Origin of the sequence: Pseudanabaena sp. SR411 (assembly GCF_002251945.1) — a bacterium.
GTDB lineage: Bacteria > Cyanobacteriota > Cyanobacteriia > Pseudanabaenales > Pseudanabaenaceae > Pseudanabaena.
On the sequence record NZ_NDHW01000084.1, the window covers coordinates 12,661 to 35,727 of the forward strand.

The 23,067-nt window shown below is 40.7% G+C and carries 25 protein-coding genes; 11 read left to right on the forward strand and 14 right to left on the reverse strand.

Going from position 1 to position 23,067, the window contains the following annotated elements; genetic code table 11:
* Positions 1–7: 7 nt before the first annotated feature.
* The 5 genes from glmU to B9G53_RS07745 all read right to left on the reverse strand — a co-directional run bounded on the left by glmU (position 8) and on the right by B9G53_RS07745 (position 4,040).
* On the reverse strand, positions 8–1,372 hold the full coding sequence (gene glmU / locus B9G53_RS07725) for a bifunctional UDP-N-acetylglucosamine diphosphorylase/glucosamine-1-phosphate N-acetyltransferase GlmU (RefSeq protein WP_094530867.1): 1,365 nt from the start codon (positions 1,370–1,372) through the stop codon (positions 8–10).
* A 16-nt stretch (positions 1,373–1,388) separates the two neighbouring features.
* Positions 1,389–1,766 carry an MAPEG family protein gene (locus B9G53_RS07730; protein ID WP_094530869.1) on the reverse strand — a complete coding sequence of 126 codons (378 nt, stop codon included), beginning with the start codon at positions 1,764–1,766 and terminating at the stop codon, positions 1,389–1,391.
* A gap of 33 nt (positions 1,767–1,799) precedes the next feature.
* Positions 1,800–3,188, reverse strand: coding sequence for an aspartate ammonia-lyase (locus tag B9G53_RS07735; RefSeq protein WP_094530871.1), 1,389 nt, complete (start codon positions 3,186–3,188; stop codon positions 1,800–1,802).
* Between the two features lie 185 nt (positions 3,189–3,373).
* Entirely contained in the window at positions 3,374–3,799 is a 426-nt protein-coding gene (locus B9G53_RS07740) for a putative toxin-antitoxin system toxin component, PIN family (protein WP_094530873.1), read from the reverse strand.
* Complete coding sequence (locus tag B9G53_RS07745) at positions 3,789–4,040, reverse strand: type II toxin-antitoxin system Phd/YefM family antitoxin (protein WP_094530875.1); 252 nt, start codon at positions 4,038–4,040, stop codon at positions 3,789–3,791. Before B9G53_RS07745 ends, B9G53_RS07740 begins: the two co-directional genes overlap by 11 nt.
* Positions 4,041–4,139: 99 nt before the next feature.
* Between B9G53_RS07745 and B9G53_RS07750 the strand changes: the two genes are divergently transcribed.
* The 5 genes from B9G53_RS07750 (at position 4,140) to B9G53_RS07770 (ending at position 8,154) form a co-directional block, all read left to right on the forward strand.
* Positions 4,140–4,469 (forward strand): helix-turn-helix domain-containing protein, encoded by a 330-nt coding sequence (locus tag B9G53_RS07750; protein WP_094530877.1) that lies wholly within the window; start codon positions 4,140–4,142, stop codon positions 4,467–4,469.
* A gap of 120 nt (positions 4,470–4,589) precedes the next feature.
* Positions 4,590–6,035 (forward strand): SMEK domain-containing protein, encoded by a 1,446-nt coding sequence (locus tag B9G53_RS07755; protein ID WP_141211735.1) that lies wholly within the window; start codon positions 4,590–4,592, stop codon positions 6,033–6,035.
* Complete coding sequence (locus B9G53_RS07760) at positions 6,032–7,456, forward strand: hypothetical protein (RefSeq protein ID WP_094530881.1); 1,425 nt, start codon at positions 6,032–6,034, stop codon at positions 7,454–7,456. The genes B9G53_RS07755 and B9G53_RS07760 overlap by 4 nt, the downstream gene beginning before the upstream one ends.
* A gap of 28 nt (positions 7,457–7,484) precedes the next feature.
* Positions 7,485–7,799, forward strand: a complete 315-nt coding sequence (locus B9G53_RS07765) for a hypothetical protein (RefSeq protein WP_094530883.1) — start codon at positions 7,485–7,487, stop codon at positions 7,797–7,799.
* Positions 7,774–8,154 carry a DUF6516 family protein gene (locus tag B9G53_RS07770; RefSeq protein ID WP_094530885.1) on the forward strand — a complete coding sequence of 127 codons (381 nt, stop codon included), beginning with the start codon at positions 7,774–7,776 and terminating at the stop codon, positions 8,152–8,154. The genes B9G53_RS07765 and B9G53_RS07770 overlap by 26 nt, the downstream gene beginning before the upstream one ends.
* On the opposite strand, the gene B9G53_RS27270 is transcribed toward B9G53_RS07770, so the two are convergent.
* The 7 genes from B9G53_RS27270 to B9G53_RS07800 all read right to left on the reverse strand — a co-directional run bounded on the left by B9G53_RS27270 (position 8,146) and on the right by B9G53_RS07800 (position 14,159).
* Positions 8,146–8,292, reverse strand: a complete 147-nt coding sequence (locus B9G53_RS27270; RefSeq protein ID WP_176453141.1) for a hypothetical protein — start codon at positions 8,290–8,292, stop codon at positions 8,146–8,148. The two genes, B9G53_RS07770 and B9G53_RS27270, sit on opposite strands and share 9 nt — an antisense overlap.
* A 63-nt stretch (positions 8,293–8,355) precedes the next feature.
* Entirely contained in the window at positions 8,356–9,438 is a 1,083-nt protein-coding gene (gene psbA, locus B9G53_RS07775) for a photosystem II q(b) protein (protein ID WP_094530887.1), read from the reverse strand.
* A gap of 158 nt (positions 9,439–9,596) precedes the next feature.
* Entirely contained in the window at positions 9,597–10,493 is an 897-nt protein-coding gene (murB, locus tag B9G53_RS07780; RefSeq protein WP_094530889.1) for a UDP-N-acetylmuramate dehydrogenase, read from the reverse strand.
* 16 nt (positions 10,494–10,509) lie between these two features.
* The gene (gene murC / locus B9G53_RS07785; RefSeq protein WP_094530891.1) at positions 10,510–11,904 is read right to left on the reverse strand and encodes a UDP-N-acetylmuramate--L-alanine ligase; all 1,395 of its coding nucleotides are present in this window, start codon (positions 11,902–11,904) and stop codon (positions 10,510–10,512) included.
* A gap of 75 nt (positions 11,905–11,979) precedes the next feature.
* Positions 11,980–12,672, reverse strand: a complete 693-nt coding sequence (locus tag B9G53_RS07790; protein WP_094530893.1) for a Crp/Fnr family transcriptional regulator — start codon at positions 12,670–12,672, stop codon at positions 11,980–11,982.
* A gap of 323 nt (positions 12,673–12,995) precedes the next feature.
* Entirely contained in the window at positions 12,996–13,487 is a 492-nt protein-coding gene (locus B9G53_RS07795; RefSeq protein WP_094530895.1) for a TerB family tellurite resistance protein, read from the reverse strand.
* Positions 13,488–13,634: 147 nt separating this feature from the next.
* Positions 13,635–14,159 carry a hypothetical protein gene (locus tag B9G53_RS07800; protein WP_094530897.1) on the reverse strand — a complete coding sequence of 175 codons (525 nt, stop codon included), beginning with the start codon at positions 14,157–14,159 and terminating at the stop codon, positions 13,635–13,637.
* 78 nt (positions 14,160–14,237) lie between these two features.
* On the opposite strand from B9G53_RS07800, the gene tatA reads away from it, so the two are divergent.
* Positions 14,238–14,417 (forward strand): twin-arginine translocase TatA/TatE family subunit, encoded by a 180-nt coding sequence (gene tatA / locus B9G53_RS07805; RefSeq protein ID WP_094530899.1) that lies wholly within the window; start codon positions 14,238–14,240, stop codon positions 14,415–14,417.
* Between the two features lie 31 nt (positions 14,418–14,448).
* On the opposite strand, the gene tsaE is transcribed toward tatA, so the two are convergent.
* Positions 14,449–15,000, reverse strand: a complete 552-nt coding sequence (gene tsaE / locus B9G53_RS07810; RefSeq protein WP_094530901.1) for a tRNA (adenosine(37)-N6)-threonylcarbamoyltransferase complex ATPase subunit type 1 TsaE — start codon at positions 14,998–15,000, stop codon at positions 14,449–14,451.
* Between the two features lie 324 nt (positions 15,001–15,324).
* Here tsaE and moaC point away from each other — a divergent pair, with 324 nt between their 5' ends.
* Positions 15,325–15,837, forward strand: a complete 513-nt coding sequence (gene moaC, locus B9G53_RS07815; RefSeq protein ID WP_094530903.1) for a cyclic pyranopterin monophosphate synthase MoaC — start codon at positions 15,325–15,327, stop codon at positions 15,835–15,837.
* A 33-nt stretch (positions 15,838–15,870) separates the two neighbouring features.
* Here moaC and B9G53_RS07820 read toward each other — a convergent pair whose 3' ends face one another.
* Positions 15,871–16,065, reverse strand: a complete 195-nt coding sequence (locus B9G53_RS07820; RefSeq protein ID WP_094530905.1) for a heavy-metal-associated domain-containing protein — start codon at positions 16,063–16,065, stop codon at positions 15,871–15,873.
* 197 nt (positions 16,066–16,262) lie between these two features.
* Between B9G53_RS07820 and B9G53_RS07825 the strand changes: the two genes are divergently transcribed.
* The 4 genes from B9G53_RS07825 (at position 16,263) to B9G53_RS07840 (ending at position 22,990) form a co-directional block, all read left to right on the forward strand.
* Entirely contained in the window at positions 16,263–19,091 is a 2,829-nt protein-coding gene (locus B9G53_RS07825; protein WP_094530907.1) for a PAS domain S-box protein, read from the forward strand.
* A gap of 8 nt (positions 19,092–19,099) precedes the next feature.
* A complete protein-coding gene (locus B9G53_RS07830) occupies positions 19,100–20,821 on the forward strand; it encodes an EAL domain-containing protein (protein WP_094530909.1) in 1,722 nt (573 codons plus the stop codon).
* A gap of 82 nt (positions 20,822–20,903) precedes the next feature.
* Positions 20,904–21,974: a GDP-mannose 4,6-dehydratase gene (gene gmd / locus B9G53_RS07835; protein ID WP_094530911.1), complete on the forward strand. Its 1,071-nt coding sequence runs from the start codon at positions 20,904–20,906 to the stop codon at positions 21,972–21,974.
* Positions 21,975–22,033: 59 nt separating this feature from the next.
* Positions 22,034–22,990, forward strand: a complete 957-nt coding sequence (locus B9G53_RS07840; RefSeq protein ID WP_094530913.1) for a GDP-L-fucose synthase — start codon at positions 22,034–22,036, stop codon at positions 22,988–22,990.
* Positions 22,991–23,067 lie beyond the last annotated feature (77 nt).

Below are 23,067 nucleotides of genomic sequence, written 5' to 3' on the forward strand. Positions count from 1 at the left end.
CATATTTTTAATTCTTTTTCCGACCTTCTTGATCGTAATAATCAGGCTTGACAATCTGTTTAGCTCTAGCGATCGCTAAAGCGTTAGATTCTACATTTTCCACAATTGTCGAACCTGCGGCAATATTGACATTCTCACCAATTTGAATCGGTGCAACTAGTACCGAGTTAGAACCAGTCTTACTGCGATCGCCGATTACAGTCTGATGCTTTTTAAAGCCATCATAATTAGCCGTAATCGTACCTGCGCCGATGTTTACTTGTTTACCGAGCGTGGCATCGCCGAGATAGCTAAGATGAGCAGCATTGGTGCGATCGCCTACTTTGGCATTCTTCAGTTCCACAAAGTTCCCAATCCGACATTTCTCGCCCACCATTGACTCACCTCGAATCCGCGCAAATGGCCCAATCCGACAATTATCTGCGATTTGACTATCTTCGATGACCGAGAATTGCACAGTACAGTTCTCACCAATAATGCTATTTGACAACATACTCGAAGGTCCAATCGTCGTACCTGAACCAACTTTAGTATTACCGCGCAAATGAGAATGCGGCTCGATAATCACATTTGGTGCAAGTTCCACTTCATCATCAATGGTAATTGTTTCAGGTAGAAGCATGGTGACACCAGCACGCATCCATTTTTCTCTCGCTCTTTTTTGCAAGACATCATAGGCATGGGATAGCTGGATGCGATCGTTAATGCCTAAACTCTCATCAGGATCTTCTAAATCACTGGCATAAACCGATTTGAGATAATCAAAAACCTCAGTCAGATAATATTCCTTTTGAGCGTTATTAGTGGTGAGTTTCGGTAGAGCCTGAGCTAATTCTTGCCAATCAAAACAATAAACACCCGTACTAACACGCTGATTGAGTAGCTGTTCAGGATTACAGTCACGATGCTCAATGATGCGTTCGATCTTCATATCGCGATCGCAGAATACACGACCATAGCCAGTCGGATTTGGCAGAATTGCTGTGAGTACAGTTGCAGAAGCTTTATGTTGACGATGACTATCAATTAAAGCTTGAATTGTTTCTGTTCGCATCAATGGTGAGTCACCAGTAAGTACAACTAGTTCACCTGCAAAATCTGCTAAAGGTTCCAATAATTGCTGAATCGCATGACCTGTTCCTAACTGCTCCGTTTGTTCTGCAAATTCTAGTTGCGGATAATCTGCGAGCGCAGCCCGAACCTGATCGCTACAATAACCAATGATCGCAATACGGCGATCGGCTTTGAGAGAGTCTGTAGCATTGAGAACACGCTCAACTAATGATTTACCTCCCAGTGGTTGTAATACTTTGGGTAACGCGGACTTCATGCGCGTTCCTTTACCTGCCGCCAATACTGCTACTGCTAACATTTTTTGTTGCTCCTTTCTATTTTATAAACTGATAAACAAGATTAGCGATCGCCAAATAGATGATGTTAAAAAGGGTCAACTGCATTCCCAGAACCCTAAACTGGATGTTCCCTGTCAATAGCCCGCGTGCATGGATCAATCTACCAGTCAGCAATACAATGCCACCAATATGCAGTAAGCTCCAATGTCCCTTACTTAATTCCAATAACAAAAGCAAAATCAGTGATATGGGAATATATTCTGTAGCATTACCTTGAGCGCGGATTGCAACTTGCATCTCAGGCTTGTCACCATCACCCAGTATCACCTGACCTGCTTGACGCATCTTAATTACATTGAGGGATAGCCATACAATCAATAATGAAAGCAATGCTGCATAAACAGAAGTAATCATTATCTATACCTCAAGTTTCAAAAGAACCTTATATCAACCATTAGGACGACTCATTTGCTCAAGATTGAGAACTTCTGCTAGCTTTTCTTCGGTCATCAATCCCTTATCCAAAACCACTTGGCGTAGAGATTTACCTGTTGCTAGGGATTCCTTGGCGACATCAGCAGCATTGAGATAACCGATATGGGTATTTAAGGCTGTCACCAGAGAAAGGCTACCTTCGGCATAGGCTACACAGCGATCCTCAACTGCCACGATTCCTCTAATGCATTTTGTTGCAAGGGTATCGATCGCATGACCCAAAATCTCAATACTCTGAATCAAATCGTAGGCAATCAAAGGCATCATCACATTCAGTTCCAATTGACCTGCTTGCGCCGCAAAAGCGATCGCTGTGTCATAACCAATGACTTGATAGCAAACCATATTTGTCATTTCGGCAATCACAGGATTATACTTGCCTGGCATGATGGACGAGCCTGGTTGGACTGGTGGTAACTGGATTTCGCGCAAACCTGTTTTAGGTCCTGAATCCATCAAGCGCAAGTCATTCGCAATTTTGCAAGTATCTTGGGCAAGGTTGCGGATTGCCCCCGACACATTTACAAAGGGAGCCATACTCTGCATTGCGGCCATCAAGTTACTAGCGGGCTTCAGTTCAAATCCTGTAATCTCGCTCAGCTTTTCAGCAACGCGATCGCAATACTGCGGATGCGTATTTAGTCCCGTACCTGACGCACTCCCGCCTAAACCCAAGGTTTTTAAATCATTGGCTGCTAGGTGAATGCGTTTAATGTGATCGCTAATAATTTGGGCATAGGCTTGAAATTCATCACCAAGTCTGACGGGGACAGCATCCTGTAAATGGGTACGTCCAGATTTGACGATTCCTGCAAAGGCGATCGCCTTAATCCGTAACTGTTCACCGAGATTCGCTAAAGCAGGAAATAGGACGTGATCAAGTGCTAATAATGCTCCAATCCGAATCGCTGTAGGAATTACATCATTAGTAGACTGTCCATAATTCACATGATCATTAGGGTTTACATTTTGGTAATTCCCCTTAATGTCACCCAAAATCTCAAGGGCGCGATTGGCTAATACTTCATTGATGTTCATATGATGCGATGTACCAGCACCCGCTTGATAAACATCAACAACAAACTGATCCCGCAACTGTCCATCTAATATTTCATCTGTCGCCGCCGCGATCGCCATGCCCATCCCGACAGGAATACAACCGAGTTCGGCATTAACTAATGCTGTAGCTTTTTTGATCAGCAAACAAGCATCCACAAAGGTGGGTAGGGGCTTAAGTCCACTAATTTTAAAGTTATCGATCGCCCTTACAGTTTGGATACCATAGTAAACATCATCGGGCAGGGACATTTCCCCCATGGAGTCGCGTTCGGTTCTAGTCATAGGAATCTTGTTAATCGGCTGTTTTTTTAGGTATGCGTTATAGCTTAATGTTAACTTGGCAAGTCGAGATTAAATTCATTTATTTGCCCTAAAGAATGGCGATCGCTCTAGAACATATCAATTTGAAAGTAATGTTATAGATTAGCGATCGCGCTTATTAGGCGATCGTTTAAGAGCTTCATAATTCAAAGTTTTATGATCTCACCCCAAAAAGTACGTGGATTGATGACTGAAGTATTTTGAATTGGGTTCAATACAAGTAAGTCACTGTCTCCAGTAATCAGATGAGAAGCCTCACCATTTAGCGCTAAGTCGATAAATTTATCATCTTTCGGATCTCGACATAATTGAACTTGATTTAAAATCTCGTCAAACAACCATACAGTTTTGATGCGGATAGATAATCCATCAATATCGTCATGATCAATATATTTAGAAAATTTTGAGCGTCCTAAAACAGATAAAACTTCGGTGAGCGTAGCAGTAGAGTACAAAATAACGCCATTGTCTTCTCCCCAATTTAGAATTTTGGCTGACATAGACGCTGGGGATAAAATAGCGCTAACTAACACATTTGTATCAAGAACTAAGCGTATAGAACTATTCGTCATCACTCAACAGTTCATTCAACTTTTCTTCCGTTAAGCCACGTTTTTGTGCTTTTTTTGCAATACTAGCTCTGAATTGTTGAAATTCTTGAATATTAATACGAGTAATGCGTTGATAGTCTTCAATGGACATAATCACAGCGACATCACGATTCTGTTTGCGGATCATCACAGGTTCACGCTGGGCTTTGTCGATGATTGCACCAAAAGATTGTTTGGCTTCGGTTGCTGAAACAATTTGCATAGATTTAGCTCTTTTTCTTATATTATAGACAAAATAGACAATTTGTCCGTAAGCATGATAGCGATCGCGCTTATCAGGCGATCGTTTAACTAGATCTGTATGACTGAAGAGATTAAGGTGCAAAGAAGTAGTGGCAATGTGTTTGCTGATTTGGAATTAGAGAATTCTGATGAGTTGCTGGTTAAAGCAGAACTTGCTTATAAAATCAGCAGTATCATTACTAAGTTAGAAATAACTCAAGTTGAAGCGGCTAAACTATTGGGAATCGATCAGCCTAAGATGTCGGCTTTGATCAATGGCAAGTTATCAGGCTTCTCGACTGTGAGGTTATTTAGATTTTTAAATTCTCTAGGTCGAGATGTAGAGATTGTTGTGAAAGATAAGCCTAAATCTCGTTCTCAGGCTCGTACTCAGGTTGTAAGTAGGTAAAACAATCGCCTGATATGGCGATTGTTTTACTGCGTCTACTTTTAAAGCGTTATGCTATAACAATGAAGAATTGCATTATAATTTTAGATAAGTTTCTAAATATAAAACAAGTAAGTAAAGATGAACTTACAGGAAATTCAATCTAGAATCAGCTATCTGATGTCAATCTTTGTAACGCAAGTTAAAGGTGAGACAGCTATGGGAAAAACGGATATTAACAGACTATCAGAAAATGTATTGGTTAGACTATTCAAAGAAGTTTATGGTTATAAAGCACTCAAAAACTTGAATCTAGACGAAGATAATTATCCAGCAATAGATCTAGGTGATGAAGCAGAAAGAGTATGTTTTCAAATTACCTCAACATCTGATATAGACAAAGTAAAAAATACGTTGCAAAAGTTTGTAGAGCATAAATTATATAACAAGTATGACAAATTAATTATCTATATAATTTCTGAAAAACAAAAATCCTATACAAGTAAATCTTTAAAAGATATATGTCAAGGCAAATTTGAGTTTGATGTAAAAAATGATATTCAAGACTATTCTGACATACTAAAAATAGTTGCTAGTTTTCCAGTTGGTAAAGCAGACAAAATAAGAAAGATTCTTGAAGATAACTTTGGGGAGGGTAAATCATTCCTATATCATGAAGCGAAAGAAGATCAGAATGAACGCTTACATCTTAATCTCATCAAGATATCTTTTCCAAAAACTCTATATATAGCTAGTCTAAGCACTAAATTAAAAGCTATAAGAAGTAATTTGAATCAACCTTCAAGAACCAAAAAATTTTCTAAGCGTGAACCTGTCCAAGATGCACTTGCTAGTTTGGGGATTAGGTTTGGTGTTGATTGGGAATATTTTGAAAATAGGCTTATTACATTTCACGATCTAAGGAATTCAGATCTTGCTCTTTCAAAAATTGTTGATAAAGAGACAATCATTGAGATTGACGCTAAAAGTTTTTGTGACAAAAGCTCAGATAATGAAAAAGTTTTTAAATCTCTTTTAAGAAAATGTTTACAGCAAAAGCTATTTCAGCGAAAAGTGAAATGGCAACATGAAGAGAAATTATTTATATTCTGTGATATTGATGGAGAGTCCGAGCGTAAAGAAAGTTGGAAAGGTGAACGGGTAAGTAGTCGAGAAGTTTACACAAGAATCGTAAAAAAAGATAAACCTCATGAGACCTTTTACTGTAGGCATTTAGCATTTAAAGCTCAGTATAAGAAATTTGGGGATAACTGGTATATCCTTGTCAAGCCAGAATGGTTTTTTAGCTATGATGGTTACAAGAAATCTTTCTATAGCGAAGAAAAAGTTGATTGGCTGAAAAAGAAAGAAAACAACAGTCAGGTCTTTAATCATTTTCGTTTTATCGCTTACTTTTTGTCTAACAATGAACCCCTTCAAATTTCTAGGCGTACATATCCATTTTTATCTTTTGGAAATATTGAAAATTTCAACTCTACATTAATATTAGACGATCAAGAATGGAACCCTCCAAAAGATTCAGAAGAAGATTCTGAAGATATTGACCTACCACTGTTCAAATCATGAAATTACATTTAATCGAAGAACCAAAACTTGAATTTGCCACTGGACATCATATATGCCCAAGATATGGAATTAGCAATTTCAATGTTTATGATACAAAAATGATTGCAAGGAGAGATCGCATCTTTATTGGTTCAATTGGGACTAGTGACAATTTAGGTAAACTTGCAGCATGGATAGAGAAATGCTCTGATTATATACCAGCTAAACCTAATAATAGACAGCCCAATTTGTACACTGATTTTTGTGGTTTTAATCAAGACTCAGGCTATAAATCAAGATTTGTATTTGAGGAAGAAATCACTAAAAGTATTAACTCATCTGAAATCAAGAAAATTGTTGAGATACCAAACTGGAACGATAGGGTTAATGCATCTGTCGAGCTTTACTACCAACTAGTTAAATTTTTATCTCAAAATAGAACAGTTGATGTCATTATATGTATCATTCCAACAAAATTGTATGACAAGATTGCTATGGAAGATTCAGAACCAATTGAAGATTCAGATAGAGAAAGGAAATCTACTGACAATATAGAAACTAATTTTAGAAGAGCCTTGAAAGCTAAGACAATGCATCTAGGAAAACCATTACAGCTTATTAAAGAATCTTCTTTAGATGCACAAGCAAAAGGTCAACAAGATGATGCTACTAAAGCATGGAACTTTTGTACTGCACTCTATTACAAAGCTAACCAAACAGTCTGTTGGAAACTAATTACTAATGTTAATAAGCCATCTATTTGTTTTGTTGGGGTAAGTTTCTACAAAAGTAGGGATAAAAAAATACTACATACAAGCTTAGCTCAAATTTTTGACGAACTTGGTAACGGAGTTATACTGCGAGGTACTCCTGTTGACTTAAATAAAGATGATCGACAACCTCACCTAACAGATATACAAGCTTATGATCTATTAAAGTCCGCCTTGTATGAGTATAGAATCGCTATGAATAATTCTCCAGGGCGGTTAGTAATTCATAAATCTTCAAACTACTCTGAAGATGAAATGAAAGGTTTTCGTCAGGCTGTGTCAGAGTCTATGGTGAACACAGTCGATTTTGTAACCATTCTTCAAACAGATATTAGATTGTTTCGACATGGAATTTATCCACCATATAGAGGTACGCATATTGAACTAGAGCAGAATACACATCTTCTATATACAAGAGGTTCTGTAAAATACTATAGAACCTATCCAGGAGCTTATATTCCTCAGCCTTTAGAAATAAGGATAATTGAATCAGACGAATCACCTAGTATTATCTGCCAAGAAATTTTGGGACTCACAAAAATGAGTTGGAACAACACTCAGTTTGATGGAAAGTACCCAATCACTATTCAATGTGCAAGAAAAGTAGGTGAAATAATGAAGTATTTAGGAGAACATGAACAACCGCAAATTCGTTATAGCTTTTATATGTAGAGATAATTTGTTTTTGAGGTAAACCATTATGTTGCAACTAGAAATTAAATCCGATGCACCTGATCTCGAAATCGTCCAAAATTTAATCAGAGCCGCAATTGATGCAGAAATCAAAAACTTACAGCGATCGCTAGATAAAACTAATAAATTTTTGCAAGAATTTGAAACTAAATATCAAATCTCATCCGACCTTTTTCTCAGCGATTGGACTGCTGAAGACCTCAAAGGCGGCGATGAAGAATATGTGAGTTGGGCAGGTGAAATCAAAATCAAGAAGAGACTAACTAATTCTCTGCAAAAGTTACAGGCGATCGAATATGTTACTCAACAACTATCAAGCTAATATCATCGCCACCATTCAAAAATATGTGAATGATGGATGGATTCGATCCTTTACCTTTTCTGTTGATCCTAGATCCGATTATGTTGGATTTATTCAAGGAAGTCTAGAATTTTTGCAAGGCTCATATCTATTTTTTAGAGAATATGTTGACTTACAAGAATCCATTGAAAAACTTTCATATTCGTTCCATTACCAAGACCCTGATAACAACTTGATATTTCGTTATGACAATGCAAATCATAAGCCAAAACTAGACTATACAGATCATAAACATATCAAAGATAAAATCATTCCCTCCGAAATTCCAGATATTGAACAAGTGATCCTAGAAATTATTACCAATTATTTAAATTAAATCCCTTATAGAAGGCGATCGCATCATCCACGAAAAAGATAGCGGTAATACCAATAATCCAAAAGCCTGATCAGAAGATCCGCGATACATCCTTGACCTCGTAAAGTGCGATCGCGCTAGTAAATATAGAGATTTCACAACAATAAAAAAGCCCCTCCTTGCGGAGAGGCTTTTTTATTTCGAGATGACTAGGTTAGTCGATTAACCGTTGATAGCAGGAGCAGCCATTGCTACAGGAGCTACATCAACTGCTGCCAAATCGAGTGGGAAGTTGTGAGCGTTGCGCTCGTGCATTACTTCCATACCCAAGTTAGCGCGGTTGATTACGTCTGCCCAGCTAGGTACTACTCGTCCTTGGCTGTCAGAAATCGATTGGTTGAAGTTGAAACCATTCAAGTTGAACGCCATGGTGCTTACGCCCAATGCGGTGAACCAGATGCCAACTACTGGCCATAGTGCCAAGAAGAAGTGCAAGCTGCGGCTGTTGTTGAAGGATGCGTATTGGAAAATCAAACGTCCGAAGTAGCCGTGGGCTGCAACGATGTTGTAGGTTTCTTCTTCTTGTCCGAATTTATAACCAGCGTTTTGGCTTTCATTTTCGGTTGTTTCACGAATCAAGCTGGAGGTTACGAGTGAACCGTGCATTGCACTGAACAATGAACCGCCGAACACACCTGCTACGCCCAACATGTGGAATGGGTGCATCAAGATGTTGTGTTCTGCTTGGAATACGATCATGAAGTTGAAAGTACCTGAGATACCCAAAGGCATACCGTCAGAGAATGATCCTTGTCCGATTGGGTAGATCAAGAATACTGCGGTTGCTGCTGCTACTGGTGCWGAGTATGCTACKGCGATCCAAGGACGCATACCGAGACGGTAGGAAAGTTCCCATTCACGTCCCATGTAGCAGAAAATGCCGAGYARGAAGTGGAATACTACCAATTGGTATGGTCCACCGTTGTATAGCCATTCGTCGAGGCTATCTGCTTCCCAAATGGGGTAAAAGTGCAAGCCAATCGCGTTTGAAGATGGTACGACTGCGCCAGAAATCATGTTGTTTCCAAATAGCAAGGAACCTGCTACTGGTTCACGAATTCCGTCGATATCGACTGGAGGCGCGGCGATGAAGGCGATGATGAAGCAAATTGTGGCGGAGAGCAAGCAAGGGATCATGATTACGCCGAACCAGCCTACATATAGGCGGTTTTCGGTGCTGGTGATCCAATTGCAAAACTGATCCCACAGTGATGCGCTTTCGCGTCTTTGTACTGCTGTTGTCATGATTGCAAATAAAACCCTAAGGGAATGAATAAGTTATGAAGATTTATATATAAGCTTGCGCTTATGTATATAGACTACATTGAAGTATTGAGTAATGTAAATAGTTAAATCTTAAATCTATCTATAGTTCAATGCGATCGCTAACAAGCCCTCAACATTTAGAAATGACCGATCATTTTGACTTCGGTTTCCAGTACTACACCATAGCGATCGCTGATCACAGTTTGAATGTGTTTAATGAGACTGAAAATATCACTAGCTTTTGCATGACCGAGATTAACAATGAAGTTGGCATGTAATTCTGAGACTTGAGCATTGCCAATTTGATAGCCTTTCAGTCCAGCATCTTGAATGAGTTGAGCCGCAAATTGGGGTAAAGGATTGCGGAAAACGCTGCCGCAGTTTGGCAAGTGATAGGGCTGTGTAGTATGTCTTACTTTGAGCTTTGCCTCCGTATCCGCCGTGATCGCCTCTGGATCACCACCAGTCTGAAATTTGAAAGTTGCATCTGTGACTAATAGTAATGATGCTTGTAAAGCCGAGGTACGATAGCTGAAATCCAAATCCTGAGGATAAATTAGCTTAGGTTCACCAGCTAAAGTGACGGTCTGCACTGACACGACACAATCCGCTGCACATCCACCCTGCGCTCCTGCATTCATCACTACTAGTCCACCCACCGTCCCAGGGATGCCAACTGCCCACTCAAACCCCGACCAACCATGACTAGCCGCTTGCATGGCTAAACGTGCCACAGGTTCGCCTGAGGCAGCCGTAACTTGTCCAGATTGCTCGTCAAACTCAATCCCACGTAGATGTCGGGTGCAGATCACTAAACCCGCTAAACCTTGATCGCTAATTAAGAGATTGCTCCCTGCACCAATAATCGTGATCGGTAAATGGAGATCGCTAGCCCATATCAGACTATCGGCTAGTTCTGTAGATGTGCGAGGCGAAATAAAGTACTCAGCCGCACCACCAACTCGCATCGAAGTTAGCCCTGCTAGAGCTACGTTCGAGCGAATTGGAATTTGGGTTTGGAGATCGAGTGACATCGGCTTGGGAGTAAAACTAATTAATAGAGGGCTCGCAAAGCGATTCCTCTATTTCTTTCATTGTTGGCGCGATTGCCTGATTGAGATTACCAGCGCCAAGAAATACGGCGAGATCTCCAGATTGCAGTTTTTTGACTAAAAATGCTTGGACATCTTTGAGGGTTGGCAAATAATGCACTTGATCTCGCACGGAGGCGATCGCTTCAGCAACTTGTTCTCCTGTAATCTTGCCATCGTAGGGTTCACTGGCGGCATAGATATCGGTAACAATCACCATGTCAGCATCGGTAAAGGAATGGCTAAACTCTGATAAAAATCGGTGGGTGCGGCTATAGCGATGGGGCTGAAAGATAGCAACTACCCGACTAGTAGTATTTTGTTGTCTGGCTGAGGCAAGCGTGGCAATAATCTCGCTAGGGTGATGGGCATAGTCATCGACAAAAGTAATCCCGTTATGCACACCTTTAATCTCAAAGCGGCGACTAGCACCGACAAAATCAGGTAAAGCATCAGCGATCGCCTGCCATTCAACGCCCACATAACGCGCCACAGCGATCGCAGCGAGAACATTACTGAGATTATGCTTACCAAGGAGTCCTACTGAAATTCGCCCCAAAGTTTTGCCGCGTTCAATCACTAACGCTTGCGTATCCGATGGGGTGTAATTCACTTCCGACACGGTATAGTCTGCTGTCGGATCGCTCAGACTATAAGTAATATCTGAATGAATATACTCTTTAACTGTTGGGCAATCAATACATCCAACTACTACTTCACAACGTTTCGCAAAAGTCTCAAAAATTTCAACAACTTGTTCAAGGCTGTGGTAGTGGTCAGGATGATCTAGCTCAATATTGGTGATAATGCCAATGTGAGACAAAAATTTAACCAAGGTTCCATCGGATTCATCAGCCTCAGCAACTAGATATTTGCCATTGCCTAGACGGGCATTGCCTTGCCAAGCAGCGACTTCGCCACCGATGATAATACTAGGGTCAAGTCCTGCTTTGAGCAGTAAAAATCCCACTAAGCTACTGGTCGTCGTTTTGCCATGCGTACCTGCAACCGAAATCGCTTGAAATTGTTCGATCAAGGCAGCTAATAAATCAGAACGATGCAAAATTGGCAATCCGTTCGCTAGCGCAACTTGAAATTCGGGATTTTGTTGGTTGATCGCAGTCGAACAGACAATTTGAGGAGCATTTGCTAGATCAATATTATCTGCATGATGCCCTTGAAAAATTTTTACACCAAGATCCTGTAGCTTTTGAGTGATGCGATTGCTACTAAGATCTGAGCCAGATACCGTAAATCCTTGCTTCGCTAAGATATAGGCGATCGCCGACATACCGATCCCGCCAATACCCACAAAATGAAAAGGTCTACCGCTGAAATCAACTGGATTCAGCATTTATACTTCTTACCTACCAAATAACGAGCCTAATAATAACAGATCAAAAGGTGCTGATTCGCGTCACATTGTGATTTAAACCATCAGGGATTCTAACCCTTCAGGGTTGAGGATGCACAACACATCACGCTCAGGGATACGCTGAATCAAATTTTTGCGCTCTAGTTTACCCAGTACACGAGTTACTGTCTCTCTAGCTAAACCACTGAGACTACTAAGTTCACGGTGAGGTAAATTGGGGATTTCTAAACCACCACTGACTTTTGTCCCTTGTCCTTCAGCCAGAAAGAGAAGAACATCGGCAACGCGAGAAGTGCTATCAGCTTCCCGCAAGCGTAACCGTCGATTAACTTGGCGCAAGCGCTTTGCCATAAGCCTTGCTAGATGTATGCCTGCGGTTGGCTCTGTTTCAATCAGATGTACAAAATCTGAAGCTGGGAGGCTGCCAATGGTTGTGGGCGTGAGCGTAATTACATCGGTTGATCGCGGTACTTGATCAAGGGGAGCCATTTCGCCGAACATTTCGCCAAAACCCAAAATATTCAGGGTGATTTCTTTGCCATCGAGATTATAGGTGCGGATTTTTGCCCAGCCTTCCAAGATGAAATAAACTGAGTTGCCCCAGTCATTTTCCAGCAAAATTACTTGATCGGCTGGATGGCTACGTGTGACCATGTGGGCTGTTGCCCTAATAACGGCTTCATCAGGTAGCCCCACAAAGAATGGGGCGGACATAATTTTTTGCTGAAGATCAGTTCCATCCCGCATAGTGGCTGCTCGTAGCTCTTAAAATTTTTCTGTAAGTAATAACTCTATCCGAGTTTGTGGCCATAGGTATTACCAATCAGCACAATGACTTAGTTATTGTAGTTAATTGAGAACCCAAATCTAAAGCAATTTACGATTAAGTAACCCACAAAATAAAAGAACCGATTTAATGGCTAGGCAAAGCCGAGCCATTAAATCGCAGAACCTTTAAGAAAAACCTTTTAACAAATATTTGGTTTCTTGTATCAGCAGTGCAAGGCTATGTAGATTAGGGCAGCATTTATCCAAATAGGTGCGGTGCTTTATTTAACTAGATTAATTTATTAATTTGCGTTCCCAAGTAGTTTGTGTAACCTTGAGGCAAGAGATTTAATAAGTCCGTTGGGATGAGTTTCTTCGGTAGGGGCGATCGATGCTTCAATGTCGGCAACAACTTCGGGAGGGAGATCTAGTATCCTAACTAGTCTTTGATAAGCTGCTGCCTCGTCAAGGTTGATCATGGGTTCATCAGGATTGCGCCGACTAGCTTGGATTACTTGGTAGCCAAGCCTGAGGGTCATTTTTCGATCTTCAACACTTTTGATGTTGGGTACAACTTCTTCTAGAGGAATATTTTGTCCTAAATAATCTTTGAGACGAGTTTTCAGCGCATTACGTTCTGTTTCGTTTTTGGCAAATAACATTGCAAATTCATCAAGCATCAGCCGAATTTCATCAGGCTCCAGCTTGCCATCAGCCCAAGCCATTGCTGCTACAGCCCGAAGCATATCCATCTGACGAGGACTAATCGGAGGTGGGAGTTCTTGAGGTGTCATAGATTTACCCTTAGCCAAGTTTGTTTGCCAAATATGCACAAATCATAGGCTAGATTCCATAAAAATATGTCTTACTTTATTAATGTTTATAGCATTCGCCATATTTTTGTAAATAGAGTTGACGGTGCTTTGCGCCGTCAACTCTATTTATGGATTGATTAGCTTTTGTTTAAGTAAATCGACATTTACGGCGCTTAAATCCACTTGAATTTCTAAGCGTTGTTTTTCGTCACGAAATAGTAATACTGCATCACCATTAGGTTGAATGATGCTACCAAACTGCGGATCATTGACTTGAATTTTTTGGTAGACGATTTTAGGGAGGGTGATGCGGAGTTGGTAGCTACGACCTGAAGATGGCAGGATGTCTAGCTGTTGAGTAAATAGATTGAGTTGAAGATAGCCGACGGAGATATTACGTTCGTCTGGGCTATTGGGTTTATACCAATAGAGGGTAATGCCTCGAAGGCTTGGTGTTTGAATTGCAAAGGTTTCGTCGAGAGCTTGTTTGTTCCAGTCGATCGCATTGCGATCGCTATTTTCAGTCAAGGGGCGTTGTTGCCAAATAATTTCTTGACCTGCAAGAGATGTCCACCATTGGGCAATGCGGGCAAGATTGGCTTCAGCATCTGGTTCAGTGCTTCCAAGTGTCCAAGTAATGGTTGATTCCATTATTTTTAGGTGCGTTTAATTTGACATTTGCGTAGAGAATAAAAGCATAGCAGATGCATTTGAGGAGATCTAAGAGAAATGTTTGGAATTGGCTGGCCAGAGGTAATTGTGATTTCGCTTGTGGGTGTGGCAATCTTTGGGGCAAAGCGCATCCCTGAAATTGGTCGCAGTGTGGGACAGGCTTTGCGTGGATTTCAAGATGAAGTAAAGGGTAATGGGGAAACTACTGATGAGTCAGGCTCTCAAGATAAAAGCTAATAATTTTCAGCGCCTATGGCGCTGAAAATTATTAAAATTCCCCCTTGTTCAGCATTTCAACATAGGATGAACCTTGAGCGATGAGTTGAATTAAACGTCCTTCGGGTAAAGTCTTCAGGAATTCTTCGTCTTCGTCTGGAGATGCCTCAAGATTGGGGGATTGTTGCTCAGGCGATCGCCCTGGTATTGAGAGATTAATCTTGAGATGCTTTGGCGGAATGGTAAGTAGTTTACTAGCCCATTCGATCGCTACGACACCAAGGGGAAAATCTTCGCCGCGCCAATATTCTGCTAAATGTAGGTTGGGAACTTGGGATGGCTCTAGTCGATAAAGATCAATGTGATAAAGTGGCAGGCGACCTTCGGTATATTCATCAATTAGGGTAAATGTTGGACTAGTGATCGTGGTGCTAATCCCAAGTGCGCGACCAAAGGCTTGCATAAAAGTGGTTTTGCCACTGCCGAGATTGCCTTCGAGCAGAATAATTGTCCCTGCGGTAACAAGTTGAGCTAGTTTGGTGGCGATCGCTTGAGTTTCATCAAGATTATTGGCATAAAGCTCAATCTTTACAGTCTCAGTCATAATTCGGGTAAACTTTTGTACTATAGGTTTTCATTTTGCCAACGGCTCAATGAAAACACAAACCCTTACTGTAGTTGTTTTTTGTTTTGCGATTGAGTACACGTGCATTCGCAAAACATTATAGGCGAAGGATTTAGCATCGCTAAGTGGTTAGGGTTGTGCAATTTAATAAAGAACAAGATTTTTGATGGCGCGGCTTCGCCGCGCCATCAAAAATCGGTTCCTTGTTTACAGCGCAGCCATCAACAATGACTAGCCATGGTTAAATTCTTCGCAGCCTTGTTTTATTTTTTATATTATTGAGCTAATTTCGGCAAAGTTTTTATGGATACGGATATTCTTCAGTCACTCGCTCATCTTGATCAAAGTGGTAATGCTCAGATGGTGGATGTGACTCATAAACCGCAAACGGTAAGACGGGCGATCGCTGTTTGCGAGATATCTATGAAAACAACAACATTGGACGCGATCCAAGCAGGGAATGTAAAAAAGGGAGATGTGTTAGGCACAGCAAAACTAGCAGGAATTATGGCTGCGAAACAAACGTCTAGTTTGATCCCCATGTGTCATCCTGTGAATCTAACTAGTGTCGATGTCAGAATTATGCTAGATGAAAATATCCCTGGTTATCAAATTGAGGCTGAGGTCAAAACTAAGGCGGAAACTGGGGTAGAAATGGAAGCGATGACTGCTGCCACGATCGCGGCTTTAACCCTTTACGATATGGCTAAGTCGCTCGAAAAGACGATGATCATCTCCAATACAAGGTTGATACATAAGAGTGGGGGTAAGTCTGGGGATTTTAATGCCCCCAAAGGCGAATATTGCGATCTTTAAAAGTAGAAGCCGTGATTCTTACGGCTTCTACTTTTAAGCTACTTTATGACCTGCGATAGCAATTAGTTCGCGAATTTTGACTTCAGTTAATTGACTTTCGACATCTAAAGACTTAGTTGTAGAGTCACCTGTAACTATTGCCGATGCGTCAACAGCTTGGATTGCTTTGGTAATAGTTTCAATACAACTAGAACAACCGATGGAAGGAACAGAGAGCGTTAAATTCATAAACAATTAATGTAAAGGTATAGCGATCGAAATTATAGTTGAGCCATGAAGCCTGAAGCATAGTTTCTATGTTTTAGGTTAGGGTATCGAAGTAAAATAAAGAGCCGTTTTTCCGTAGCGCGGCTTTGCCTCCCACGGAAAACTATTTCCTTATTAAATCGCAGAACCCTTGGTATTTGGTAGAGGCTTTGGCGACTATGCAAAATATCCTAGATTATGTTCAATGCGGTATCTTTGTTTTGACCATTGAGTCAGACGTGGCAAATGAGCCAAACTTGCAAGTGTCAGATGTAAAAGATCAAGATCATCCAGCATTTACATTGCGATTTGTGAGTGCCAATCTTACCTTTGTCCATCTCATTTTCGGAGAACGTAGTATCGATCAAACCGTTGACATACTTGGCTTACAGCCAAAAGAATGTTTACCATTAGAATTTGCCCAGTTATTAAATGAGCATGTTAGTCAATGCTTGCAAACACAGCAAGTTGCTGTATTTACAACACAACTTGATTTGGTGACAAATCGACTGTTATCGATTTCGCTATCCCTCAAGCTTGATAGTAATGATCATTCAAAACAGATTGTTGGTACTTGCCAAGACATTACAACCCTAGAATTAACCAAATCGCAAGTTAAAGAGTTTAATCAAAAAAAATTCAGTCATTTGGTGAGTGAAGTCTCCGATGCCTTTGTGGTAGTTGATCATGAAGGCATTGTCCGCTACGTCAACCAATCAGCGGAGAATCTATTTGGTTGTAAATCTGACGATATTATTGGTGAGACTTTTGGACTACCTGTAGTAGCAGGAGAAAGCACTGATATCGATATTCTCAACCGAGGTAGTACCACCTCGGCAGAAATGCGTGTGTCTGAAGCCATGGATGAAGATCGTAGAGTTTATGTAGTTGCCTCATTGCGAGATATCTCAGAACGGAAGCGGGTGGAAAAATCGCTACAATTACGTGAACGAGCGATCGCTGCAAGCTCTAACGGAATCGTCATTACCGATGCGACTCAGCCCAATAATCCGATGATTTATGTAAATCCTAGCTTTGAGAGGATTACAGGTTACAGTGCAGCAGAGGTGCTAGGGCGTGATTGCCGTTTTTTGCAAGGAGGCGATCGCAATCAGATTGGGCTTCTAGATTTACATAAAGCAATTCAGGAAAAGCGAGAATGTCATGCGGTTCTGCTTAACTATCGTAAAGATGGCACGCCATTTTGGAATGATTTGTACATTGCGCCAGTATTTAACGATCATGGTGATCTCACTAACTACATTGGCATTCAAACTGACATTACCGATCAAGTTAAATCAACTCAAAGATTACTCGAAAGTGAAGAGCGGCTGAGGACTGTACTGACATCAATCAAAGAAGGCATTACCTTTAGTGATGATTCAGGCTATTTTGCGATTTTCAATGCTGGTATGGAAAATCTTACAGGGTATACTTTTGCGGAGGCAAATGCCAGCCATGATTTTACAACTTTTCTATATCCTGATCGCGCTGAACATGACAAAGCTTTGCAACGATTGCAGCATTTACAGGAAACTGGTCAAGCGATGACCGTCGAAACGCGCATTTGTCATCGTGATGGCACCTTTAAAGATGTCTTAGTTTCTACGAGGTTAATGGCCTACAAAGGCAAACGGATGTATTTGAGTAGTTATTACGACATTACCGAGCGCAAAAAAGTCGAGACTCAACTACGTTATCAAGGTGAAAGAGAACGCTTATTGAATGCAATTTTACTTAAAATTCAATGCGAATTAAATCTCGATCAAATTCTTGCCATTACTGTTAAAGAAGCCCAAGAATTGTTACGCATTGATCGTGTGGTTATTTACCAATTTCAAGAAGATTGGAGTGGTGCATTTGTTGTGGAAGCAATTAATGATCCAGCATTATCCATTCTTGGAAAAACAATTAATGATGCCTGCTTTAATCAAGAGAATATACAGAAATATCAAAATCGATCAATCTCAAGTATAAATGATGTTGATCTTGCAGATTTAAGCCCTTGCCATAAAGATCTTTTGCAATGCTTTCAAGTAAAAGCTAATATTGTAGTCTCTATTGCTTTTGGTGATACATTATGGGGATTATTAATCGCTCATCAATGTTTTGCTCCGCGTCAGTGGGAAGAGTTTGAAATTGATTTGCTAAGGCAGTTGGCTAATCATGTAGCGATCGCAATTCAACAGGTAAAATTATTTGACAGAGTTCAAGATCTCAATAAAAATCTAGAACGACAAGTTGCCGATCGCACCCAACAACTCGAACAAAGTCTCAGCCAAATAGAAAGAGCTTTGCTCAAGGAGAAAGAGCTAAATGAACTCAAATCTCAATTTATTTCCAGAGCCTCCCATGAATTTCGGACACCACTCGCTACAATCCAGACAGCAAGCGATTTACTGCGAAACTATGGGCATAAGATGTCAGACGAGAAAAAACTAGAGAGAATTGATAAAATTCAACGGGAAGTAAAAGGTATGACTAACCTTTTAGAAGAGGTATTAATCATCGGCAAAACTGAATCAGGAAGATTTGAGTTGCAGTTAGAAGAGATCAATCTTGAAGATTTCTGTCTCGAGATTATTGAACAAACTAAGTTACTAGGAAACGGCAAACATCAAGTTATTTTTAAAAATACAAATGCTCCTGCAAAAGTAACAATTGATACTAAATTCTTTAGGCAAATTATTTCTAATTTATTGTCAAATGCAATTAAGTATTCACCTAATGCTAGCGAAGTCACTTTTACAATTTCATTAACTAGTGATCATGTACCCAAACTTTTATTAGAGTTTCAAGATCAGGGGATTGGTATTCCTCTAATTGATCAAGAAAAGATCTTTGACCATTTTTATCGCGCCCACAATGTTGGTATGATCATAGGGACTGGATTGGGTATGGCAATTATCAAGAATTCAGTAGACATCCTTGGTGGCACAATTCAACTTAATAGTGTTGAAAACAAGGGAACAACTGTAAAGGTAAAACTGCCTTACCTAAAGGAATAGATGCAATTATGACCACAATTCTAGTCATCGAAGATGTAGAAGCCTTACGCGAAGAGATCATGGAGACTCTCTCCTACGAAGGTTTTGATGTACTGGGTGCAGAGAATGGAGTTGTTGGTGTCCAAATCGCCAAAACCTATTTACCGAATTTGATTATCTGTGACATTGCGATGCCAGAACTAGATGGCTATGGAACCCTAGTTGCGCTGCGACAAGAGCCAAAAACATCAATGATTCCGTTTATATTTCTAACCGCAATGACGGAAAAAGCGGACATGCGTCAAGCCATGCAACTAGGTGCAGATGACTATCTCACTAAGCCCTTTACATCAGCAGAATTATTAGGGGCGATCGCTTCACGGTTACAAAAGTACAACTCTGTTAAAGATCATTACTATGATGAAATCAAAGCCGTGGGAGAAAGATTTGAATATTTGTCTCACCATGATGGTTTGACCCAACTACCAAATCGCATTCTCTTTCACGAGTCATTAAGTCAAGCAGTATTACACGCCAAGATTAATAACAAGTCTCTAGCTTTACTGTTTCTAGATATGGACAACTTTAATATCATTAACAACACGCTTGGCAATGATATTGGCGATCAATTATTTAAAGCGATCGCCGAACGACTAAGACGCTATGCAGCCCCCTGCGATATGGTGGCAAGGATACAAGGTGATGAATTTGCGCTGATCATCTCTGATGTCAAAGATCCAGTCAGTATTAAACTGGAAACCCAGAAAATATTAGATCTATTAAGTCGTCCTTATAATTTGTATGGGCATGAGGTTTTTATTACCAGTAGTATTGGCATCACCATTTTTCCTGAAGATCATCAAGAGGCTGAAGGATTAATCAAAAATGCCGAATTAGCAATGTATTACGCCAAAAACCATGGCAGGAATACTTATAAGCTCTACAGTTCAGACCTGAATGTGCAATCTTCAGAATATATGGCGTTAGCCAACAGTCTCCATCGCGCCATTGATCGCAATGAACTGCGGGTTTTTTATCAACCTCTCGTGGATCTTAAGTCAGGAAAGATTGTTGGTGCGGAAGCGTTAGCCCGATGGCAACATCCAGATTTAGGCATTATTATGCCCAGCAAATTTATCCCTGTTGCTGAACAAACGGGACTAATTCTCCGTTTGAGCGAGGTAATTCTCTATTCAGTTTGTGAACAAATGCGATCGTGGCACAAGGCTGGCATAGATTATGGATTTGTGGCAGTTAATCTATCTGGTCAACATTTTCGACCAGATAATAATCTCATTGAACTGATCAGTAAGGTTTTACAAGAAACTGGGATTGACCCAGAACACTTAGAACTTGAGCTGACTGAAAGTATCATCATGCAAAATGCTGAGTTCACAATTCAGGTGCTTTCTCAGTTACAGGCGATCGGCGTAAAAGTAGCGATCGACGATTTTGGTACAGGCTATTCTTCCTTAAGCTACCTTAAGCACTTTCCAGTAAATACCCTAAAGATTGATCGCTGTTTTATCCAAGACATCACCACAGATCGTCATGATGCAACGATTTCCCTAGCCATCATCGATCTTGCTCATAGTTTGTCATTGCAAGTTATCGCCGAAGGTGTTGAAACTGCCGAGCAGATTCAGTTTTTAAAAGAGAATAGTTGCGATCAGGTACAAGGTTATTTCTTTAGTCCCCCATTACCGGCACCTGAGTTTGAGAAAATGTTAATTGATGGTAAATGTTTATGAAAGAAAACTCTGTACTCCCTCATTTTTTGTTGATTTATTAATGCTATAAACTTTTACTGAAGTCCTTATTAACCCACAAGTCATGAGTAAATCTAAACGCGCCTTAATTACAGGTATTACTGGTCAAGATGGATCTTATTTATCGGAACTTCTGCTAGCTAAAGGATATGAAGTCCACGGCATCATTCGTCGATCTTCGACGATTAATACTGATCGCCTCGATCATATGTATCAAGATCCGCATCTACCAGCAACCAAGTTATTCCTTCACTATGGCGATTTGACTGACGGTACAACTTTGGGTCGGATTTTAGAAGCGGTTCGACCTCATGAAGTATTTAATCTCGGCGCTCAGTCCCATGTGCGCGTTAGCTTTGACTCACCTGAATATACAGTTGATGCCGTGGGTATGGGAACCTTACGTTTACTAGAAGCATTGCGAGATTATCAACAGCGCAACACTCGCGAAATCCGATTTTATCAGGCAGGATCATCGGAGATGTATGGCTTGGTGCAAGCTGTACCTCAAAATGAAGACACTCCATTCTACCCACGTAGCCCCTATGCCTGTGCCAAGGTCTATGCTCATTGGCAAACGATTAATTACCGCGAATCCTATGGCCTATTTGCTTGTAATGGCATTTTGTTTAATCATGAGTCGCCTCGTCGCGGCGAAACCTTTGTCACCCGAAAGATCACAAGGGCGATCGCTCGTATTGTTGCTAATCAGCAGAAAAAACTGTACTTAGGTAATCTGGATTCTAAAAGGGATTGGGGCTATGCCAAAGACTATGTAGAGGCGATGTGGCTCATGTTGCAGCAAGAAAAGCCCGATGACTATGTGATCTCCACTGGGGAAACTCATTCAGTACGCGAGTTTTTAGAAGAGGCTTTTGCCTACGTCAATCTCAAGTGGGAAGACTATGTAGAGATTGATCCCCGCTATTTCCGTCCTGCTGAAGTGGATTTGTTATTAGGTGACTCGACTAAGGCAAAACAAAAGCTAGGCTGGGAGCCTAAAGTTACCTTCAAAGCTTTAGTTGAGCTAATGGTAGATGCAGATTTAGAAGCTTTGGGCTTGCCAAATCCTAAAGGCACGCATTCTGAGGATATTGCCACATTGAGAAATATTGGACAAGCCTCGACTTGGTAGATTAAAAGCCCTGCTGTGCAGGGCTTTTAATCTACTCGTACTTTACTGAAGAAATTTTTATGATAGACAATCAATCAAAACTACAATTCAAAGATCAAAAGATTCTGGTAACTGGCGGTGCTGGATTTTTAGGAAAGCAGGTGATTGCCCAACTGATCGCCGCAGGGGCTAGCCAAGATTTGATTACTGTACCCAGATCAAAAGATGATGATTTGCGATCGCTTGCCGTCTGTGAAAAAGTTGTTCAAGATCAAGACCTAATTATTCACCTTGCGGCTCATGTCGGCGGCATTGGACTCAACCGTGAAAAACCTGCCGAACTTTTTTATGACAACCTGATGATGGGTGTGCAGTTAATCCATGCCGCTTATCAAGCTAATGTCCAAAAATTTGTCTGTGTTGGTACAATTTGCGCCTATCCCAACTTTACACCCGTACCATTTAAAGAAGAAGATCTTTGGAATGGCTATCCTGAAGTCACCAATGCTCCCTATGGTGTCGCAAAAAAAGCTTTGCTAGTGCAGTTACAGTCCTATCGTCAACAGTATGGATTTAATGGTATTTACCTACTACCAGTTAATCTCTATGGGCCAGAAGATAACTTTGATCCGCTTAGCTCCCATGTAATTCCTGCGTTAATTCGTAAGGTTTATGAGGCTCAACAAAAAGGCGATCGCCAAATTTCGGTATGGGGTGATGGCACACCTACCAGAGAATTTGTCTATTCTGAAGATGCCGCCAGAGGAATCGTTATGGCATCGGCGGCTTATAACGAGTCAGAGCCTGTAAATATTGGTACTGGCTCGGAGATTTCGATCAAGAACTTGATCCATTTGATTTGTGAATTAATGGGATACGATGGCGAAATTTTCTGGGAAACCGACAAACCCAATGGACAACCTCGCCGTTGCCTTGATGTGGAAAGGGCTAAGCAAGCTTTTGGTTTCACCGCACAGGTAGGTTTTCGTGAAGGTTTAAATCAGACGATCGCTTGGTATCGTCAACATGCCGTCTAAAAAAACAAAAAAAGAAGAGCGTCGCTCTTCTTTTTTTTTGTTTTTAATAGAAACAAAAAAATTTGATTTTTCGTACT

Bases quoted from the DNA above. Each gene is read 5' to 3' on its own strand.
- glmU (WP_094530867.1), bottom strand. From the start codon at position 1,372: ATGTTAGCAGTAGCAGTATTGGCGGCAGGTAAAGGAACGCGCATGAAG.
- B9G53_RS07730 (WP_094530869.1), bottom strand. From the start codon at position 1,766: ATGATTACTTCTGTTTATGCAGCATTGCTTTCATTATTGATTGTATGG.
- B9G53_RS07735 (WP_094530871.1), bottom strand. From the start codon at position 3,188: ATGACTAGAACCGAACGCGACTCCATGGGGGAAATGTCCCTGCCCGAT.
- B9G53_RS07740 (WP_094530873.1), bottom strand. From the start codon at position 3,799: ATGACGAATAGTTCTATACGCTTAGTTCTTGATACAAATGTGTTAGTT.
- B9G53_RS07745 (WP_094530875.1), bottom strand. From the start codon at position 4,040: ATGCAAATTGTTTCAGCAACCGAAGCCAAACAATCTTTTGGTGCAATC.
- B9G53_RS07750 (WP_094530877.1), top strand. From the start codon at position 4,140: ATGACTGAAGAGATTAAGGTGCAAAGAAGTAGTGGCAATGTGTTTGCT.
- B9G53_RS07755 (WP_141211735.1), top strand. From the start codon at position 4,590: ATGAACTTACAGGAAATTCAATCTAGAATCAGCTATCTGATGTCAATC.
- B9G53_RS07760 (WP_094530881.1), top strand. From the start codon at position 6,032: ATGAAATTACATTTAATCGAAGAACCAAAACTTGAATTTGCCACTGGA.
- B9G53_RS07765 (WP_094530883.1), top strand. From the start codon at position 7,485: ATGTTGCAACTAGAAATTAAATCCGATGCACCTGATCTCGAAATCGTC.
- B9G53_RS07770 (WP_094530885.1), top strand. From the start codon at position 7,774: ATGTTACTCAACAACTATCAAGCTAATATCATCGCCACCATTCAAAAA.
- murB (WP_094530889.1), bottom strand. From the start codon at position 10,493: ATGTCACTCGATCTCCAAACCCAAATTCCAATTCGCTCGAACGTAGCT.
- murC (WP_094530891.1), bottom strand. From the start codon at position 11,904: ATGCTGAATCCAGTTGATTTCAGCGGTAGACCTTTTCATTTTGTGGGT.
- B9G53_RS07790 (WP_094530893.1), bottom strand. From the start codon at position 12,672: ATGCGGGATGGAACTGATCTTCAGCAAAAAATTATGTCCGCCCCATTC.
- B9G53_RS07795 (WP_094530895.1), bottom strand. From the start codon at position 13,487: ATGACACCTCAAGAACTCCCACCTCCGATTAGTCCTCGTCAGATGGAT.
- B9G53_RS07800 (WP_094530897.1), bottom strand. From the start codon at position 14,159: ATGGAATCAACCATTACTTGGACACTTGGAAGCACTGAACCAGATGCT.
- tatA (WP_094530899.1), top strand. From the start codon at position 14,238: ATGTTTGGAATTGGCTGGCCAGAGGTAATTGTGATTTCGCTTGTGGGT.
- tsaE (WP_094530901.1), bottom strand. From the start codon at position 15,000: ATGACTGAGACTGTAAAGATTGAGCTTTATGCCAATAATCTTGATGAA.
- moaC (WP_094530903.1), top strand. From the start codon at position 15,325: ATGGATACGGATATTCTTCAGTCACTCGCTCATCTTGATCAAAGTGGT.
- B9G53_RS07820 (WP_094530905.1), bottom strand. From the start codon at position 16,065: ATGAATTTAACGCTCTCTGTTCCTTCCATCGGTTGTTCTAGTTGTATT.
- B9G53_RS07825 (WP_094530907.1), top strand. From the start codon at position 16,263: ATGCAAAATATCCTAGATTATGTTCAATGCGGTATCTTTGTTTTGACC.
- B9G53_RS07830 (WP_094530909.1), top strand. From the start codon at position 19,100: ATGACCACAATTCTAGTCATCGAAGATGTAGAAGCCTTACGCGAAGAG.
- gmd (WP_094530911.1), top strand. From the start codon at position 20,904: ATGAGTAAATCTAAACGCGCCTTAATTACAGGTATTACTGGTCAAGAT.
- B9G53_RS07840 (WP_094530913.1), top strand. From the start codon at position 22,034: ATGATAGACAATCAATCAAAACTACAATTCAAAGATCAAAAGATTCTG.